This is a genomic window from Butyrivibrio sp. NC2007 (genome assembly GCF_000421405.1).
In the GTDB taxonomy this organism is placed as follows: domain Bacteria; phylum Bacillota; class Clostridia; order Lachnospirales; family Lachnospiraceae; genus Butyrivibrio.
The window spans coordinates 1-18,325 of the sequence record NZ_ATWY01000001.1; the positions used below are offsets into that span (position 1 = coordinate 1).

Genomic DNA, 18,325 nt, shown 5'->3' on the forward strand with positions numbered 1-18,325 from the left:
ACGCGAGCTGGGTTCAGAACGTCGTGAGACAGTTCGGTCCCTATCCGGCGCGGGCGTAGGATATCTGAGAGGAGCTGTCCTTAGTACGAGAGGACCGGGATGGACGGACCGCTGGTGTATCAGCTGCACCGCCAGGTGCATAAGGCTGGGTAGCCACGTCCGGAAGGGATAAACGCTGAAGGCATCTAAGCGTGAAGCCCCCCTCAAGATGAGATATCCCTCCTTTATGGAGTAAGACCCCTTGGAGAGTACGAGGTTAGATAGGCACAAGGTGTAAGCACGGTAACGTGTTCAGCTGATGTGTACTAATAGGTCGAGGGCTTATCCAAAAAAGCAAAGATTAGGGCTGTGAGAACTTGCTGAGGTATTTCACGAAGCTAGTTCGAGCGTGTTCTGGCTCGTGCAAAGCACGAGAGCAGAACTTCGATGTAACAGAGATTTCAGTATTCGGTTTTGAGGGTGCAATTTTTTATTGCATTTTTAAACGAAATACAAAATTTATAAAAAACTTATAAATCAAATCTTAAAAGACGGACAACTGCCCGTCTTTTTTGTTTTTTTGTATTTATTTGTAAAAAATTATGATATACTTAATGAGGATATTTAAATAATTTTCAATCGGTTTTATGTTAGTTTTTAACTTAAATTTCTTACGTGAGGTGAGCGAATGGAATCAAAAATCCTGCTTGAAAGCGGCAACAACGAGTTAGAAGTACTTGAGTTTAAAATCGATGATCACTGCTACGGTATCAACGTTGCAAAGATTAAAGAGATTATTGTTTATCAGGAAGTGACGCCTGTACCCAACGCCCACCCTAGTATAGAAGGTATATTTATGCCTCGTGATACTATGATCACGGCTATCGATCTTAGAAACTGCTTGCAGCGCGGCGCTTCTAAGGCTGGCGGATTATTCATTATCACAAACTTCAACAAACTTGATATTGCGTTCCATGTTGATTCTGTAGTTGGTATCCACAGAGTATCATGGGCTGATATTATTAAGCCTAATGCTACAATTTCAAAGGCTGAAGAGAGTATTTCAACAGGTATCATCAAGTTTGAGAATCAGCTGATCATTATCCTCGATTTTGAGAAGATCGTATCTGATATCAATCCTAATACCGGTCTTAATATGGATGCTCTCGGTGACATCGGATCCCGTCCTCGTAATGAGGTTCCTATTGTTCTTGCTGAGGATTCACAGCTTCTTAATAAGCTTATCGTTGATTCCCTTAACAAGGCAGGATACAACAACGTAAGACATTTCGAAAACGGAAAGCTTGCGTATGACTATATCAAAGCTTGTAAGGACAGAAATGAGCTTGATAAGGTTAAATGTATCATAACTGATATTGAGATGCCTATCATGGATGGACACAGGCTTACAAAGCTCATTAAGAGCGATGATGCTACCAAGGATATACCTCTTATCATTTTCTCATCCCTTGTTAATGAGGAAATGCGCAGAAAGGGAGAATCCCTTGGAGCTGACAGACAGTTATCAAAACCTGAGATTGGAAATCTCGTATCTGTAATTGATGAACTAGTTAATGCAACGGATGGCTGATATTAACTGATCCCAACTCCCTTTGCTAACTCAGTTATGAAAACATGTTTTCAATGACTGCTTTGGTAAAGGGAGATTTTTTTATTAAACGGGGTAATGATTATGGAAAAGAGCCTGTCTGAATATATAAACGAAAGCGATATGCTTGTTATTGGAATCGGCAGTGAATGGGACTGGATAAAAAAGGGTATTAAGAAAGACCTGCGATACCAGGAACTGCGTAAATACTGCGATGAAAAAGAAAACGCCTGGCTTTGGCCAATAGTTGAGTTTGAGTATGGCTATTACAATAATGATGAGAGAATAGACGAAGCTTATAAAGGCCTTAGAAAATTAGTAGGGCAAAAGAGCTATTTCCTTGTTTCTGATATTTTTATTCAGGACGCTTTTTTAAATGGCTTTGAAGAAGAAAATTGTGTTTATCCATGCGGTAATTACAGATATCTTCAGAGCAATGACCCTGAGGAAGAACTGATAGAAGTTACAAAATCAGAAGATTTTCAGGGGTTAGTAAGCAGGATACATAAGATAATTACTGAGAAAAATGGCAAACTCGGAGAGGAAGCAACCTTTTATAAACCATTTTTTGACGGAAAATTATTATATCTTAACCAAAAACGCGAAGAATATAGTAAAATTAAATATAACGAGAGAGCTTATTTATATTATTGGGATAAGTATCAACAATATCTTTCAAGTACCCTGGGTAAAAACCTGCTGATTCTTGAGCTGGGTGTTTCCCTGGATTATCCCACTGTTATAAGATGGCCTTTTGAGAAGGTTACTTTTATAAATAAGAAGGCTCACCTTATCAGAGTACACGAAAAGCTGTTTCATCATACCCCCGAAATAAAAGTAAAAACCGATTCTATACAGATGAATTCGGTTAATTATATTTTGCAGGAGAGTGAAGGGCTATGAATTCGAACAACGAGGAGTATCTCGACAGTTTACTGAATTCCGCTCAAAAATCGAATAGCAACAACCCTCAGTCTGCACTCAGCAGAATGTCCTCTATGCGTAATTCCTCCGGTTCACCAAGTGGATCAGGGGATATTGGCGCGCTTGTAAATAATTCAAATGGCAATAAAGATCTGGATGAGATCGGAAGTCTCCTCAGTAAGCTTGATGCTGATGAGATTGTAGATGACAGGATGGCAGATCTTATAGATGATATTGAATCTCCTACAGATCCGGCTGTTCCGGTGTTCAGAGTTGGCGCAGATCCCACAAGTGATGACGTAAGAGACCCTGAGGAAATAGCCCTTGATGAAGCTATTGCCGATGCCGAGAGAATGGATGCAGAGATCCAGAGCGGCAAATTTGACGGAATGCCGGCTAACACAGGGGCACCTCTTGTTGATACCACGGAGGGCGACGACGCTCTTTTAGAAATGGCTCCGGAGGTTTCGCTTCCGGAGGATAATCAGGTTATTTTGGAAAAAGACGGAAGTTCTGACGCTGATCAGACTCCTGAAGAGATTCTGACAGATCTTTTGGATGATATGCCTGACGGATCGCTGACGAATCCTGGCGAAGAGGATATGCAGGACAGTCTCAGCGAAGTCCTCGATAATATGAAGGAAGAGGGCGAGGATGAAGCTGGGCAGCCGGAGGCAAATCCGGAAGAATTAAATGTAGATAACCTTTCACTTGATGATCTTGAAAACGCTATGGATGAGATGGTCGGCGCTGATGCTGAGGCACAAGAGCCTGCTGCAGATGTAGGGAGTGCGCCGGAAGAGCCAAAAGATGAATTAGATGATATAGATCTTTCAGGATTTACTTTGGATGGAGGAGAGCCTGAGGAGCATAATCTTGAGGCAGCACCTGAAGCTGCCCCAGAAGAAGCTGATGCACCACCCATAGAAATCGACCTAAATTCATTTTTGGAATCACCCGATGATGCAGGCAGTGATGAAAAGAGCGCAGAAGCACCTGCAGCTGATGCACCTGCTGAAGATAGCGGTGATGTTTCCCTGGATTCTATATCTGAGGATGACTTTAATCTGGAAACCTTAGAGGCCAGCCTTGATAATCTTCTTGGGGCTGATGAAGGAGATACAAGCGCTACTGATGGTGAAGTAGCAGCACTTGCTGAAGTTGCGAAATCCAACGCCGCTGCCGGCGAGGAATCAGGCGGTGAAGAAGTATCCATGCAGGATCTTGATGCTCTTATGAACTCTCTCGCAAATGATGAGATTGAGGACATAGAGAGCACAGCTGCCAAGGACGAAGAGACAGGACATGCAGAGGAATCTGAGATTCCTAAGGAAGATATACTTGATGCGCTGACAGAGGATGGCTTTGGTGATGAAGGAGCAGGAGAGCCGTCTCTTGAAGAACTTGCATCAATACCCGAGAGGAGCAAGGAAGACTCCGGAGAAGAGGATGAAAAGCCCTCAAAAGGTAAGAAAAAGAAAGAAAAGAAGGGCGATAAAGGCGATAAAGAAAAGAAGCCCGGATTTTTTGCAAGACTGTTGCAGGCTCTGACTAAAGAGGATGAAGAACCAGAGAATGAGGGTCTTGCAAGCCTGACTGAGGAAAACCAGCAGGTTCTTGATGAGCTTGGCGAAGGCGGAGCTCCAAAGGGCAAGAAAAAGAAAGAAAAGAAGGAAAAGAAGCCCAAAGAGAAGAAGCCAAAGAAGGAAAAGCCACCGAAGGAAAAGAAGCCTCCGAAGCCCAAGAAGGAGAAAAAGCCAAAACCTCCTAAGGAACCCGGAGCGCCTGAAAAGGCTATTTCACCTAAGAAGATCGCTATTTCCGGAATATTTGCAGCCAGCCTTGGTATTCTGATCATGATACCTGCTCTTGTTCTTCCTGACAGGATTGCTTCAGAGAGAGCAGAGACAGCGTATACCCACAGAGAATATACCACAGCCTACAAGATGCTCTACGGAAAAGATATGACGGAGAAGGAGACTGTTATCTATGAGCAGTCGAGAGTTCTTGCCTGGGCACAGAGGTATCTCGACGGATATGATAATTACACTGCAATGAATATGAAGGAAGAAGCGCTTGATATGCTTCTTATGGCCAAGAGGAATAAGGAAGTTCTTTTAGCGGAAGCTGAAAAGTATAGTGTTGAAATTGAAGTTAAGAGCGTGTACGATAGTATAGAATCGTTGCTTTCAGAGAGTTATGGTCTGTCAGAGGCAGACGTTGAGGAGATTAACTCGATCAAGAAGGATAGAGATTATACTATCAGGCTCATGGAGATTGTAGGAACTCTGGAGTCGTAACTGCTTTGAGGCATCGATACCTGGGAAGGGAGAAGATGCCAAGTGGTAGCAATTATCGACTATGATGCAGGAAATATAAAGAGTGTGGAGAAGGCCTTTGAGTATCTTGGGGCTGACACAGAAGTTACCAGAGATTCTGAAACTATCTTCAGAGCAGACCATGTTGTTCTTCCGGGAGTTGGTGCGTTTGGCGATGCCATGGACCGGATCAGGGAGTATGGTCTTGAGAACATAATAAATGAAGTTGTAAAAAAGGAAGTACCCTTTTTGGGAATATGCCTGGGTCAGCAGCTTTTATTCGAGTCCAGTAAGGAGTCGGAGGGAGCTCGTGGCCTGGGCATTTTGCGTGGTGAGATAATAGATATTCCGGATAAGGATGATAAGGGAAACTTATACAAGATTCCGCAGATAGGCTGGAATAATCTTAAGATCACAGAAGGCGCAAGGCTCTTTAAGGGAATAACAGGTGAACCTTATGTATATTTTGTTCACTCATATTATCTAAAGGCTGCAGACAGGTCTATTGTAGCAGCAACTACGGATTATTCGGTAACAATAGATGCCTCGGTAGAGTGCGGTAATGTATTTGCCTGCCAGTTCCATCCCGAGAAGAGCGCAGACGTAGGAATGCAGATACTGGATAACTTTTTACACATATAGGAGCAAAAAGTATGCTTACAAAGAGAATCATTCCCTGCCTTGATGTAAACAATGGCAGGGTTGTAAAGGGAATAAACTTCGTAAATCTTAAGGATGCAGGAGATCCGGTATCTGTCGGTGAGGCCTATTCAAAGGCTGGAGCCGATGAGCTGGTTTTCCTTGATATCACTGCTTCCAATGAGAGAAGAGCTACCGTAGCCGACATGGTAAGGGAAGTGGCCAAAAAGGTCTTTATCCCGTTTACCGTTGGCGGAGGAATCAGGACTGTTGACGATGTCAGGGCAATTCTTAGAGAAGGCGCCGATAAGGTAGCTGTTAACTCTGCTGCCATAGACAGACCGGAGCTTATTGCAGAGGCTGCGGAGAAGTTCGGAAGCCAGTGCGTTGTTCTTGCCATCGATGCCAAGAGGCGAGAGGACGGAAATGGCTGGAGCGTGTATAAATTCGGCGGAAGAATAGATATGGGTCTTGATGCCGTAGAATGGGCTAAAAAGGGCGTAGAGCTTGGAGCAGGCGAGATTCTTCTTACAAGCATGGACTGCGACGGAACCAAGAACGGATATGATATAGAGCTTACAAGAGCGGTAGCAGATGCAGTTTCAGTGCCTGTTATAGCTTCCGGCGGAGCAGGAGAGCTGTCTCATTTTTATGATGCACTTACAGAAGGCGGAGCTGACGCGGCTCTTGCTGCATCTCTTTTCCATTATAAAGAGCTTGAGATCAATCAGGTAAAAGAGTACCTTGCTGGGAAAGGAGTTCCGGTCAGATGGGGATGATAGAAGGCGACTGGCTTGAAGCAGTTGGCGGCGAGTTTAAAAAGCCGTATTATAAGAACCTTTATGAATTTGTAAAAAACGAATACAGTACTCATGTGGTATATCCACCATCTGAGGACATATTTAATGCTCTGCATTTTACGCCTCTTAAGGACGTGAAGGTGCTGATACTTGGGCAGGATCCGTATCATGAGCCGGGGCAGGCACATGGCCTTTCATTTTCCGTGCTCCCTGGCAAGGCTGATACACCGCCGTCACTTCAGAATATTTATAAAGAGCTTAATGATGACCTCGGGTGCTATATACCCAACAACGGATATCTTAAGAAATGGGCTGATCAGGGCGTTCTTATGCTGAACACTGTTTTGACGGTCAGAGCACATGCTGCCAATTCTCATCAGGGAAAAGGATGGGAGCAGTTTACTGACGCCATAATCCAGGCTGTTAATAAGAAAGACGAGCCTGTTGTCTATATGCTCTGGGGAAGACCTGCACAGATGAAGAGATCAATGCTCAATAACCCCAAGCACCTGGTCCTTACAGCGCCTCATCCAAGCCCTTTATCTGCCTACAGAGGATTCTTTGGCTGCAAGCATTTCAGCAAGGCTAACGAGTTCCTGAAAGCCAATGGTGTTGAGCCAATTGACTGGCAGATAGAGAATATTTAAGTTTACTCTTGCAATATAGCACACCAACGTGTTAAAGTTTGAGGTAAGTTTTTATTGTATGAGTACCAGGAGGATATTATGAAAAAACCTTTTGTAACCCTGGAGAAAGTCCAGGAGATCGTTAAAACCTACCCGACACCTTTTCACATCTATGACGAAGAGGGCTTTACCAAGAATGCCAAGGCAGTATATGAGGCTTTTTCATGGAATAAGGGATTTAAGGAATATTTCGCAGTAAAGGCAACACCTAACCCAAGACTAATGGAGATCTTAAAGAGCCTTGGATGCGGCTTTGACTGCTCATCAATGACAGAGCTTATGCTCAGCAATGCTATCGGAGCAGCAGGAGAGGACATCATGTTCTCATCAAACGACACTCCCCCGGAGGAGTTCGTATATGCCGATAAGCTTGGCGCAATCATAAATCTTGATGATTTCACTCACATCGATTTTCTTGAAAAGACAATTGGCAAGATCCCTGAGACCATCTCCTGCAGATACAATCCCGGCGGAGTCTTCACCATGGCCAATCAGATCATGGATAACCCCGGAGATTCCAAGTATGGAATGACTAAGGATCAGCTCTTTGAGGCTTTCAAGATCCTCAAGGAGAAAGGTGCCAAGAGATTTGGTATTCACGCATTCCTTGCCAGCAATACAGTTACCAATGACTATTATCCTGAACTTGCAGGACAGCTCTTTGAGCTTGCTGTAGAGCTTCAGAATAAGACAGGTGCCAAGGTGGCATTTATCAACCTCTCAGGTGGCGTAGGCGTTGCATATAAGCCTGACCAGGAGAGCAATGACATCGCTGCAATCGGAAGAGGCGTTCGCGAGCAGTTTGAAAAGATCCTTGTTCCCGCTGGAATGGGAGATGTGTCTATCTTCACTGAGATGGGCAGATATATGATGGCTCCTTACGGCGCTCTTGTTACAAAGGCAATTCATGAGAAGCACATCTACAAGGAGTACATCGGTGTTGATGCCTGCGCTGTAAACCTCATGAGACCTGCAATGTACGGCGCATATCACCACATCACCGTCCTTGGCAAAGAGGATGCACCTCTTGATCACGTATATGACGTAACCGGTTCACTTTGTGAGAACAATGATAAATTTGCAATTGAGAGAGCGTTACCTAAGATCGACAAGGGAGATTATCTCTTTATCCACGACACGGGAGCTCACGGATTCTCAATGGGCTACAACTACAACGGCAAGCTCAAGAGCGCAGAGCTTCTTCTTAGGAAGGACGGAAGCGTAGAGCTTATCAGAAGAGCCGAGACTCCAAGAGATTATTTTGCTACTTTCGATGGCCTTAAGGTGTATGATAAGTTAAAAGAGATCATGGATAACGAAGGCGTTTGAAATTTATGAAAGTGCATTTAGAGCGCATAGAAAAAGAAATCTTTAAATATATCCCGGCACTAATGGGATGCTGGGCAATTCAGCTGCTAATGGGAATTACCGTAAGAAATCCACTTACGGTAGTTCTTTTTGCGTGTATTTATTTCCTGAATAAATGGGTGCTTGGCTCAAAATATAAGGAAAAGCCACCTGTTTTAATGCTGTTGGGATGGGGAATTTTGCCTACGGCTTTGTCTCTTCTTATAACGCGCCTTGTCTATAGAAGGATCACGGCGCAGTTTTCCAGTGGGATGTTTAAAGCTCTTGCTGTAATTATCATGTGCTGCGGACTTTTTATCCTGTTTTCGCTCCTGTACATGGCTGTTAGTATGCTCCTTAAGAGAGACAAATTTGAGAAAAAGGTAGCAGAAGCTGATGACGTAAAGTATAAGAAAGCAACCAAAGCTTTGGAGAACAAGGTTTTCCTTGTTACAGCCGCAATTTGCCTTCTGGGATATCTTCCGTATTTCTTATATGAGTTTCCCGGAATAATGACCGCCGATTCTCTGGTTCAGTATCAGCAGGTTGTGGGAATAACAGGATTCTCTAACCATCACCCGGTAATCCATACGCTTCTCATAAAGCTCTTTTACCGGATCGGTGTAATACTGACACAGGATAAGATTGCAGGGATTGCCTGCTACACGCAGTTTCAGATGGTGTTTATGTGTCTGTGTAATGCTGCTGCGGTAAGAGAGATTGTCAGGATTGAGAAGCATGTCAATTTAAAGCATGTTGTACCGGCTGTCATTTTCTTTGCTTTTGTGCCTTTTAATGCTGTATTTGCCGTGACTGTATGGAAGGATGTTCCGTTTGCAGGCCTTGCAGTTCTTTTTGGATGCCTTATTGCAGAGATGTACACCAGAAGGGATACGGGGGTTAAAGTTACTGATTATATCCTGTTTTTTGTGCTCTCTGTACTTCTGATGCTATTTAGATCCAATGCATTTTTTGCAATGATACCGTTCCTTGTAATATTCGTAATGCTCTTTAAAAAGCAGCTTGTGCCGGTTCTGGTTACAGCGATATTGTCGATAGCAGTAGTCGTTGTCATCAAAGGACCTGTATTTGAGGCCTTCAATGTGGCAAGTCCGGACTTTACTGAGTCTCTTTCTGTGCCGCTTCAGCAGGTGGCCAGAGTCCTTGTGGAGGATGGAAATGTCTCAGATGAAGAACTTGCGCTTATCGATGCCGTAATTGACAGAACTTATGTAAAAGAGCTTTATGCAGCAAATTACGCTGATAACATAAAAGAACTCGTAAGGGCCGGACATCCGGAGGTTCTGGAAGCAAATAAAGGTCAGTATTTTGGGCTCTGGTTTAAGCTTTTTTTAAAGAATCCGGGGTTGTACGTAAAGGCCTGGTATGACTTAACCGGCGGCTATATATATCCTGATGTGGCCTACAGCGTAGGAGATGTGGACGGAATCATGTCTAACGATATGGGACTCTATGCAAGCCCTATTATCGGTGGAAGGTTTATCAAGGTAAAAGAGATCCTTCTTAAACTCGGGGATTTCATGCCTATATATGGAATGTTATTCAGCATTGGTGCATATTTTTGGGGACTTCTGATAACACTTATTGTAGCTGTAAGGAAGAAGAGGAACATCACGCTTCATATACTGATGCTCCTTATTGTGGCTACACTTCTTATTGCATCGCCTGTGGTGGACTTCAGATATGGATATGCATACGTGCTTACTATGCCCATTTGGACAGTGCTAGCGCTTTTTGGAAAAAACAAGGAGAGTGAAGAAAAGTTATGATGGACACTCAGATACAGGAGTTTACAAGGTATCTCAAAAGTGTAAAAAAGACCTCCGATAACACCGTTATATCCTACAAAAGAGACCTGGAGAGAATGGTTTCTTACATGGAGAGAAGAGGGATAACCGATGTTAAGGACATAACTCAGGATCGGCTGTTGGACTACGCTGGTAGCCTTCAGGATGAGCATTTTGCTGCGTCATCCATAACAAGGCACTACACCTCGATCAAGGCTTTTTTCCGCTATATGCTTGAGAATGGTAATATTGATGATAACCCTGCGGAGACACTAAAGAGCCCACAGATAGAGAAGAAGGGACCAAGAGTACTGACTACGGTAGAAATTGAGGACCTTCTGAGCCAGGACTTTGGCAGCGATGCCAAGGGAATAAGAGACAGAGCGATACTTGAGCTTATGTATGCGACAGGTCTTAAGGCATCTGAAGTTATAGGGCTTAAGCTCTCAAACGTTGACCTGAGCCTTAGCTGCATCAGAATTACGGGAAGTGGCAAGAATGCCAAGGAAAGGCTCGTGCCTTACGGCAGGAAAGCCAAGGATGCCCTAGGGAGCTATCTTTTAAAGGCAAGAGCAGAGCTCCTTGAAGGGGATGAAGATGACGAGACGGTTTTCCTTAACTGCAGCGGAACACCTATGAGCAGACAGGGACTTTGGAAGCTGATAAAGACATATGTTAAGAAGGCGGGGATCAACTCAGATATTACGCCGTTTACTCTAAGGCACTCGTTTGCTGTGCACCTGGTTGATAACGGAGCAGATGTGTCATCGGTTCAGGAACTGATGGGATATTCGGAGAGTAACACGATTTCCAGATATATCAAAAAGAAAGATAATTCAAAAGACCCATTCGCCTGGGCAAGGATCAGAAACTAAAAATGAACCACTGACTCCGTCCCCAGGGCTCATTTCAATGTCATGACATTTCTGCGATATCAAGAAGGAGTCTCTCTGTGTCGTCCCATCCAAGACATGGATCTGTGATGGATTTTCCGTAGATTCCCTCGCCAATCTTCTGGCAGCCTTCTTCAATGTAACTCTCGATCATAACGCCCTTTACAAGCTTCTTGATGTCGGGGTTGTGGTTTCTTGAGTGAAGGACCTCTTTTACAATCCTGATCTGTTCCTTGAACTGCTTGTTGGAGTTATTGTGGTTGGCATCAATGATGGCAGCCGGATTAACGATTTCTCTCTGTTCATAGAGCTTAAGCAGAAGGCTTAAGTCCTCGTAGTGGTAGTTTGGAAGTGACTGGCCATGCTTGTTGCTGGAGCCTCTGAGTACGCAGTGTGCAAGAGGATTACCGTTGGTATTAACTTCATAGCCTCTGTAAACGAAGGTGTGAGGCTGCTGAGCTGCATAAACGGAGTTGAGCATGACGCTTAAGGTTCCACTGGTAGGATTCTTCATTCCGGCAGGAACATCAAAGCCGCTGGCTGTCATTCTGTGCTCCTGGTCCTCAACACTTCTGGCACCGATGGCCACATAGGAGAGGATATCTGCAACATAGCCCCAGTTCTCGGGGTAGAGCATCTCATCAGCTGCTGTAAGGCCGGATTCCTCGATGGCCTTAATCTGCATGTGTCTCATGGCAACAAGGCCTGCTCTGAAATCTGTCTTGCCCTCTGGATCGGGCTGAGAGGTCATTCCCTTATAGCCATCGCCTGTTGTACGTGGCTTGTTGGTATAGATTCTGGGGATAAGGATCAGTTTGTCCTTGACCTTATCGTTCAGTTTGCCAAGGCGTGATACGTAATCACAGACAGCGTCCTCGTTGTCGGCAGAGCATGGGCCTACAACAACCAGGAACTTGTCGCTCTTTCCTGTGAATACGTCAGCGATCATGGCGTCTCTCTCTTTTTTGAGAGCTGTCAGCTCCTTGCCAAGGGGATACTCATGTCTGATCTCCTCGGGAGTAGGGAGCTTCTGTATATATTCAAAAGACATTTCTATTCCTCCAAATTTAATAGTCGAGTTTCACTATAGCACTTTAAACCGTAAAAGTAAAGCTAATTCTTCATCAGTAATATCATAGAGCGAAGCGACTATTTTATCAATCTCAGCAGGATCCGGCTGCATTGTAAGCTCAGAAAGCCTCTTTTGGTCAGCTTCAGAGCACTTTGCGATAGGGAGCATTTCAAGGGCAGAGCGCAGAACCTTCATGTTTCTGAACCTGTGCCTATAATAAAAGCTCATGACTGAGGAATTCAGGATTGCCATTATGTATCTTGAGCTATAACCGCTCATATGCGGAATGATGATATTTGCGCTGTTCAGGGAAACAAGCCCCTCTTCATCAATGGCAATTACCGGCTCATCAGCTATAAATCGGTAAAAGAGCTTTTCCTTTGCCCTATAGAACTTCTCCGGAGCACATTGCTGAAAGCTCTCCGGGTTGAATCGCAGATATTTCCTAGCCGGAAGCAGTGAATACTTCGTCAGCTCTTTTCCCGTAATTACAGGTTCGTAGCCGGGAAGCGGTGTATCGGAGAGCAGAGTCTTGTTGGAGCCGGTTACAATGCCAAGGGCAAAGTCTGCATTGCCTTCCAAGGTAAAATGTGGCACTGACTCAATCTTTTTCAAAAGAGCATATTCCGTATCGTCGCAGATAAGCTGGAAGCTTGATGATGCAAGGCGTCCCGAGTCAGCAGTAAAGCTCTTTCTGGTTATGAGCTCAGATTTTCTTGATTTCGAAAAAGAGACCTCGGTTTTATAGTCTTTAGCTTTTTTGGATGTCTTTTTCAGTGTCAGTATCACGCATGGGCACTGGACCTTATCAAATACCTCACCGAGGTAATGGATTGACAGAACCTGTGCTTTTCCCAGCATGAGGCTGCGAATTGCAGTGTGGAGCCTGACATCCAGGATGGATTCCGGTAGGAGAAAAGACATTACTCCGTTATCTGCAAGGCTTTCAAGGCTCTTTTCTATAAATAATGAGAAAGACTCGGGATTCTTGTCGCCGGTATAGGAGACAAAGAGCTCTTTTAGAACCTTTTGCTCATTTTTAGAATACACGAATCCCCAGGGGGGATTGCCGATTATCAGGTCATAATGATTGCCCGAATTATTTTTTAAAAAATCCTGCAACAAAATGTGACTCTTGATTGTATCTAAATTAGAAGCGGTTCTAATGTTGTATTTAAGGACCAGATTGATCCTGACTATGGCGACAGCTTCCGGGTCGATATCAGAGCCATAAACGTTCTTTGGTAGCAGACCTTTTGGAAGACGAAGAAGGAAATTTCCTGTGCCACAGGCGGGATCTATCAGCTTCATATCGGTAGGCAGATCTTTTGGGAACGCTTCATCTACGATCTTGTCCACCACGTAGAATGGGGTGTAGTAAGAGCCGGTGGATTTCTTTTCCTGAAGACGGCGGAGCGAGATATAGAGCATGCCCAGGGTATCCTCCCCCTCAATATAATTTAGAGGATACTCGTCCAAAAGAGTGACAGGAAGGGCTTTAGGAGCCTTTCCCAAAAGGGAATCTATAACGCCCGCCGGAATGTCTTTTGACATGCAAAAAGAGCGCGCGTAGGCATGGATAATGTCACGGATGTTGATGTGCTTACCGGTCAGCTCATTGATAAGAGCCTTTATAATTGGATAATTTGGTGAATTGCTGTCGATGTAGGACTTTGGTATATAGTTTTCACTATTCCGGGTCTTGTTGCGACGGCTTTTTAAGTATTCGGAAGTATCCAGGGCTTTGTGAAGGCGCATGATATCAGCCCTTAAAAAGACATAGGGACGCCTTGAGATGCAGGAGAGCTTTCCAAGCTTCACCCAGTTCTTGACGGTAGCTTCTGAAATTCCTAGGATCTCGGAGGCCTTTGATATGCTGATTGTCTCGTTGTTTAAATCTTTTGTGCCCATATTTACATTATTAATGGGCGCAAACAAAATTGCAAGTGCAAAACCTACTCCCATGCTGTATAATGGCATGGTTTGATGTTTAGAGAAATTAAGGTAAGGAAAGTGTAATGAAAAAGGGAAAAGGTCTTTTAACAGGATTATTACTGGTGCTGGTCATGGCAGCCATAATTACAGGGTCACTGGTTGCGGGATATAAGTTTATTACGACCATTAACAGAGACGCCAAGAAGCGCTTTGATGAGGTTTCCAAGAATATCGAGTCTGCAAGCAAGGAGAAACTCGGCATTTCATTGGATCAGCATTTGGGCATTGATGAGACGAAGCTCCTGGGATATGAAGAGAAGGAGAAGAGAAACTATCAGGGCGCAAGGATATATGAGTGCAACAGCTATATCTTTAATGACAGGGGAGATGTTCTTACTGACTTTTTTAAGGAGGACAGCTACGGACTTCCTATACGCTTTGATGCTGACAGAAAGTATGGAGTGCTTCAGAATAAGGGCAGTTGCTATTTGATAGATTCCAATCTTAACTACACCAAGATAGCAGAGGACTGTGTTTACTGCGGAATAAATTTTGAGGGAACATACGCTTTTTATACATCAGATTCCGGAATTTGCCTCTATGAAATTGAAAATAAGAAAGAAATTGTGATAGATGATAGCGGCTTTGACGCCTGCATATCACCTGACGGTAAGATGCTTTGTTATGTTAAATATCAAAGCGGCGGAGATACAGCAGTTTATATTGCCGGAATTGACAAGGAGCCGGAGTGTATAGATATGACTGATTCCGGATTTTATCATCCTTATGTAGTATCTGACGATGGCAAGTATGCTTTCTATGAAGCAAATGATACATCCATTGGAACAGGGCTTATGTGCTCCAATAACGGCGAGAGAATGAAGCTCAGCAAAAACTATACCAGGACACTTCTTTTTGACAGAAATTGCCAGAAGGTTCTGTTTTATTACGACAAAAGGATAAGGTATTACGATGTGTTTACCGATTCTGTTGTGGACCTGAGCATTGATGATGATATCAGCGAGCTTAAAGGCTTCGGAGATTATAACTATGTAATGAATGATTCATACTACTCAATGGTCCTTGATGCATCGAATTTTGAAGAAAATGTAATAATAACAGGCTACAGGAGTGTATATTGCACAAATGGTGTGATTCCGGAAGCTGTTCTTTTATCAGAAGGCTATTGCAATAACTTTGGCTTATCCAAGGAAGGACCGGGCTGCGTTTTCGAGAGAGAGGATGCCATTGTAAAGGCGGTATATACCGGTGGTGAGGTTTTAGAAACTACACTGTATGAGGACACAGAACATATTGCCTACGTTTCAATGAATGATGATCTGAGCGAAGGAGTTATGCTCATACGTGAAAAAGTGGAAGACGAATACGTTTATAATCTCTACAGCTTAGCAGAAGACGGCACAAAAGAGTTTGTGGCTGAATGCGGTAAGAATTATATTGATTCCATTAGGTGGGATAAATTCTTTAAAAAATGCTATTATATAAGTGATGGTAATATTTACAGCTTAAGTATAAAGACCGGTGAAACAAAGCTCATAGCAAGTGATTGTGACTCATTTGACTATGTGTTTTCCAGGGATGCAGTCCCGGGATTTAAGGATAATAGCGGTAAATTGTTCTATATCATCAATGATAAAGTATACGAGCGATAAGGGATTTTTCTGATGAAAAAGCCGTATGGGGGCATAACAAACGTATCTAAATATCTGATGGAGCAATATGGACAGAGAGGAATTCTGGTCAAAAGAGGCAGATCCATCCTTATGAATCAGATGTCCATGGAGCAGATAAGCGGCCGAGTTACAAGGAACTGTTCAGTAGTGGCAGTTACGCGAGTGGTTGATTATTATCGCCAGCAGCTGAAGCTCCCCGGAATTCCTGAGGATATTCACGAGCTTTACAAATTCGTGGAAGAGGTGGCAGAAGCCTACGGCTATACAGATAAGAGAGGAACAATGCCGTTCTTTATCGCAGGTATTACAAGGGAGACCTTTAAAGAGTATGGAGTCAAGGCGAGATGCAGAGGCGTTTACGTCTGGAGTTTTGAAAAACATGTAGTTCGTGAGATATCGGAAGGAAGACCGGTGATCATGAACATCGCAAGGGGGTTCTATAAAGACCACACAATTGTTGTGGCAGGTTACAGTATATGGAAGGTTGGGGATAAGCTCTATCCCATGCTAAGAGTTATAGACGGCTGGAAGAAGGGCATCCACTACATAGATTACGAAGCATTTTCAAAAGATATATCGCAGTCAATTTTTGGTTCTTTTAACACCACCAGGATTTCTTAAGAGGGCTTGAAATGAAGAAGAAAACCGGAATTATTTTGGCAGTTGTTCTTTTGCTTGCAGCAGCGATCTGCGCTCTTGTTGTCGTGAAGATGAGACCGTCAGGAAGCGCAAATCCTTCAAGGCGCGATGATGCGCAGCTCGCCGGAGCTGTTACGGATGAAGATCTGTCGGCAGTTACGGGAGATGAAGTGACGCCGGCAGCTACACAGACGCCAAAGGATAATACCGGTGGGCTTACAGAGAGCATCGTTGAACAGGATGCCAATAAACCCCTTAGCGATGATGTTGAGACAGTCAGAGAGATCAGCCTCAACGAAGCTGTTGTCATGGGCGAAGGTGATATAGGAACTTTCTACGGTGATGAAGAGTATAAGGATGTTGTTCCGGTTGACATCAGCTCTTTTTCCGCATCAGACATTCCGTCCAAATACGATTCAAGAGATGTAGATGGCAAGAGATATGTTACTCCTGTTAAAGATCAGGGATATTCTTATCTGTGCTGGAGCTTTGCAGCCATGGGCGCCTGCGAGAGCGATATATTAAAGCATCATGAGGATATCGGCTACGAGGATATCAACCTTTCCGAGAAGCATCTTGCCTATTACAATATGCATGAAGCAACAGGCTCGCTGGACGGCGGGATTGATAGCGACTACCGAGAGTTTGTAAATGACGTGGGTGAGGCAGATGCATTTGTCGTAGATGCAGATACCGGATATCTTGCCTGCGGCGGTGTTACCAATTTCGTTATAAGCATTCTGAGCGCCTGGAAGGGCCCTGTTGATGATAAAGACGCAGATTCCTTTAAGAGCCTGTACGGAAGCTATTATCTCTTTACCGATAACACGGATAAGCCTTCGGATGCGTACGGCGGAGATTATCATGTGCAGAGCGTGCTTCAGATGCCGTCAAATATTAACAACAACACTCTGATCAAGCAGATGATAATGGAACACGGCGCAGCAACTGTCGGTGTTTGCGCAGATGGCAAGTTCTTCAAGGATCACAGCAGCAATCTCTACTCAACCTTTGGCGGCGAGACTCCGCTGACAGCTGATCATGAGGTTCTGATCATCGGATGGGACGATGACTACAGCGCATCAAACTTTAAGTATACGCCTGAGGGAGACGGAGCGTGGCTATGCAGAAACAGCTGGGGAGAGGGCTCAGGACAGAAAGGCTGCTTTTATCTTTCATATTATGACGAGACCACAGCTATAAGTAATGCTGCTTCCTATGATGTGGCTCTTAAGAGCGATGATAACTGGTATGACAATAACTATCAGGTTGCCGGATTTATTACAAATGCAGTAAGTACGCTAGATGATTCACTTAATACAGCTAAGGCTTATTCGGCAGCATCAAACCCTTACGGAATGATGTACAAGGCTCATTCTGATGAAGAGCTTAAGGCAATAGGCATTATGGCTTTTGACCTGTACCAGCAGTACGAGATAAGCGTTTATCTTAATCCGGAAGTTACGGATGAGGGAATTTCTTTTGCAGGAAAAGAGCCTGAGACTACCCAGAAGGTATCGGCAATAAGCGGAGGATATCACTCCTTTGAACTTGAAAAGCCAGTTTCTCTAAAGGCAGGGGATGAGTTCTTTATCCTGATAAAGCCAAATACCAAAGGAAGGCTGGTATTCGAGAAAGCCGGAGAGATAATGAGCGACCCATGTTATGATGAGTGGAATAACCTGACCGGTAACATTCATAACACCTATGCAGCCAGTGGGAGAAGCTACTATATTTCAGATGATGGAAACTACATGGTAAGTCAGGATGACAAGGACTTCTTTGTTAAGGCCTACACCAATAACAAATAAATAAAGACACTAAAAAAGAAGACTTAGGGAGAGTCTTCTTTTTTAATGGTTTCACAAGATTTTTTTGGGAGGAGGGCAGTTTAATGGGGAGTTAAACTGCCCAGGTATGAAAAAAGTTTTGTTGGGGGAGTGAGAATTTTGTTCTCACAATATATATCGGTGAACTTAGTT

Annotated in this window: 14 protein-coding genes and 1 rRNA gene; 13 read left to right on the forward strand and 2 right to left on the reverse strand. The window is 43.9% G+C overall.

The window, feature by feature from the left end:
• The 10 genes from G632_RS0100005 to G632_RS0100050 all read left to right on the forward strand — a co-directional run.
• Positions 1-329 (forward strand): 23S ribosomal RNA (locus G632_RS0100005); the annotation flags it as partial.
• Between the two features lie 338 nt (positions 330-667).
• Complete coding sequence (locus tag G632_RS0100010; RefSeq protein ID WP_022766981.1) at positions 668-1,570, forward strand: chemotaxis protein; 903 nt, start codon at positions 668-670, stop codon at positions 1,568-1,570.
• Positions 1,571-1,672: 102 nt separating this feature from the next.
• On the forward strand, positions 1,673-2,491 hold the full coding sequence (locus G632_RS20775) for a hypothetical protein (protein ID WP_026512281.1): 819 nt from the start codon (positions 1,673-1,675) through the stop codon (positions 2,489-2,491).
• Entirely contained in the window at positions 2,488-4,812 is a 2,325-nt protein-coding gene (locus tag G632_RS0100020; RefSeq protein ID WP_022766983.1) for a hypothetical protein, read from the forward strand. The genes G632_RS20775 and G632_RS0100020 overlap by 4 nt, the downstream gene beginning before the upstream one ends.
• Before the next feature lie 42 nt (positions 4,813-4,854).
• Positions 4,855-5,472, forward strand: coding sequence for an imidazole glycerol phosphate synthase subunit HisH (gene hisH, locus G632_RS0100025; protein WP_022766984.1), 618 nt, complete (start codon positions 4,855-4,857; stop codon positions 5,470-5,472).
• Positions 5,473-5,483: 11 nt separating this feature from the next.
• Positions 5,484-6,248 carry an imidazole glycerol phosphate synthase subunit HisF gene (hisF, locus tag G632_RS0100030; protein WP_022766985.1) on the forward strand — a complete coding sequence of 255 codons (765 nt, stop codon included), beginning with the start codon at positions 5,484-5,486 and terminating at the stop codon, positions 6,246-6,248.
• The gene (locus tag G632_RS0100035; protein WP_022766986.1) at positions 6,239-6,916 is read left to right on the forward strand and encodes a uracil-DNA glycosylase; all 678 of its coding nucleotides are present in this window, start codon (positions 6,239-6,241) and stop codon (positions 6,914-6,916) included. The genes hisF and G632_RS0100035 overlap by 10 nt, the downstream gene beginning before the upstream one ends.
• Before the next feature lie 75 nt (positions 6,917-6,991).
• Positions 6,992-8,284 (forward strand): diaminopimelate decarboxylase, encoded by a 1,293-nt coding sequence (locus tag G632_RS0100040; protein WP_026512282.1) that lies wholly within the window; start codon positions 6,992-6,994, stop codon positions 8,282-8,284.
• 5 nt (positions 8,285-8,289) lie between these two features.
• Entirely contained in the window at positions 8,290-10,092 is a 1,803-nt protein-coding gene (locus G632_RS0100045; protein WP_022766988.1) for a DUF6020 family protein, read from the forward strand.
• Positions 10,089-10,985 carry a tyrosine-type recombinase/integrase gene (locus G632_RS0100050; protein WP_022766989.1) on the forward strand — a complete coding sequence of 299 codons (897 nt, stop codon included), beginning with the start codon at positions 10,089-10,091 and terminating at the stop codon, positions 10,983-10,985. Before G632_RS0100045 ends, G632_RS0100050 begins: the two co-directional genes overlap by 4 nt.
• Before the next feature lie 40 nt (positions 10,986-11,025).
• Here the strand turns inward: G632_RS0100050 and G632_RS0100055 are convergent, their stop codons facing one another.
• Both G632_RS0100055 and G632_RS18340 read right to left on the reverse strand, forming a co-directional pair.
• Positions 11,026-12,054 carry a 3-deoxy-7-phosphoheptulonate synthase gene (locus G632_RS0100055; protein ID WP_022766990.1) on the reverse strand — a complete coding sequence of 343 codons (1,029 nt, stop codon included), beginning with the start codon at positions 12,052-12,054 and terminating at the stop codon, positions 11,026-11,028.
• Between the two features lie 33 nt (positions 12,055-12,087).
• A complete protein-coding gene (locus tag G632_RS18340) occupies positions 12,088-13,986 on the reverse strand; it encodes a TaqI-like C-terminal specificity domain-containing protein (RefSeq protein WP_196802255.1) in 1,899 nt (632 codons plus the stop codon).
• 107 nt (positions 13,987-14,093) lie between these two features.
• Between G632_RS18340 and G632_RS0100065 the strand changes: the two genes are divergently transcribed.
• Genes G632_RS0100065 through G632_RS0100075 form a run of 3 tightly spaced genes read left to right on the forward strand, consistent with a single transcriptional unit; the run spans position 14,094 to position 18,154 of the window.
• On the forward strand, positions 14,094-15,683 hold the full coding sequence (locus G632_RS0100065) for a hypothetical protein (RefSeq protein ID WP_022766992.1): 1,590 nt from the start codon (positions 14,094-14,096) through the stop codon (positions 15,681-15,683).
• Between the two features lie 12 nt (positions 15,684-15,695).
• Positions 15,696-16,325, forward strand: coding sequence for a C39 family peptidase (locus G632_RS0100070; protein ID WP_022766993.1), 630 nt, complete (start codon positions 15,696-15,698; stop codon positions 16,323-16,325).
• A gap of 11 nt (positions 16,326-16,336) precedes the next feature.
• Positions 16,337-18,154, forward strand: a complete 1,818-nt coding sequence (locus tag G632_RS0100075; protein ID WP_022766994.1) for a C1 family peptidase — start codon at positions 16,337-16,339, stop codon at positions 18,152-18,154.
• The last annotated feature ends 171 nt before the right edge of the window (positions 18,155-18,325 follow it).

Excerpts from the sequence above, each read along its gene's own strand:
- G632_RS0100010 (WP_022766981.1), top strand. The coding sequence starts at position 668 with ATGGAATCAAAAATCCTGCTTGAAAGCGGCAACAACGAGTTAGAAGTA.
- G632_RS20775 (WP_026512281.1), top strand. The coding sequence starts at position 1,673 with ATGGAAAAGAGCCTGTCTGAATATATAAACGAAAGCGATATGCTTGTT.
- G632_RS0100020 (WP_022766983.1), top strand. The coding sequence starts at position 2,488 with ATGAATTCGAACAACGAGGAGTATCTCGACAGTTTACTGAATTCCGCT.
- hisF (WP_022766985.1), top strand. The coding sequence starts at position 5,484 with ATGCTTACAAAGAGAATCATTCCCTGCCTTGATGTAAACAATGGCAGG.
- G632_RS0100035 (WP_022766986.1), top strand. The coding sequence starts at position 6,239 with ATGGGGATGATAGAAGGCGACTGGCTTGAAGCAGTTGGCGGCGAGTTT.
- G632_RS0100045 (WP_022766988.1), top strand. The coding sequence starts at position 8,290 with ATGAAAGTGCATTTAGAGCGCATAGAAAAAGAAATCTTTAAATATATC.
- G632_RS0100050 (WP_022766989.1), top strand. The coding sequence starts at position 10,089 with ATGATGGACACTCAGATACAGGAGTTTACAAGGTATCTCAAAAGTGTA.
- G632_RS0100055 (WP_022766990.1), bottom strand. The coding sequence starts at position 12,054 with ATGTCTTTTGAATATATACAGAAGCTCCCTACTCCCGAGGAGATCAGA.
- G632_RS18340 (WP_196802255.1), bottom strand. The coding sequence starts at position 13,986 with ATGGGCACAAAAGATTTAAACAACGAGACAATCAGCATATCAAAGGCC.
- G632_RS0100065 (WP_022766992.1), top strand. The coding sequence starts at position 14,094 with ATGAAAAAGGGAAAAGGTCTTTTAACAGGATTATTACTGGTGCTGGTC.
- G632_RS0100070 (WP_022766993.1), top strand. The coding sequence starts at position 15,696 with ATGAAAAAGCCGTATGGGGGCATAACAAACGTATCTAAATATCTGATG.
- G632_RS0100075 (WP_022766994.1), top strand. The coding sequence starts at position 16,337 with ATGAAGAAGAAAACCGGAATTATTTTGGCAGTTGTTCTTTTGCTTGCA.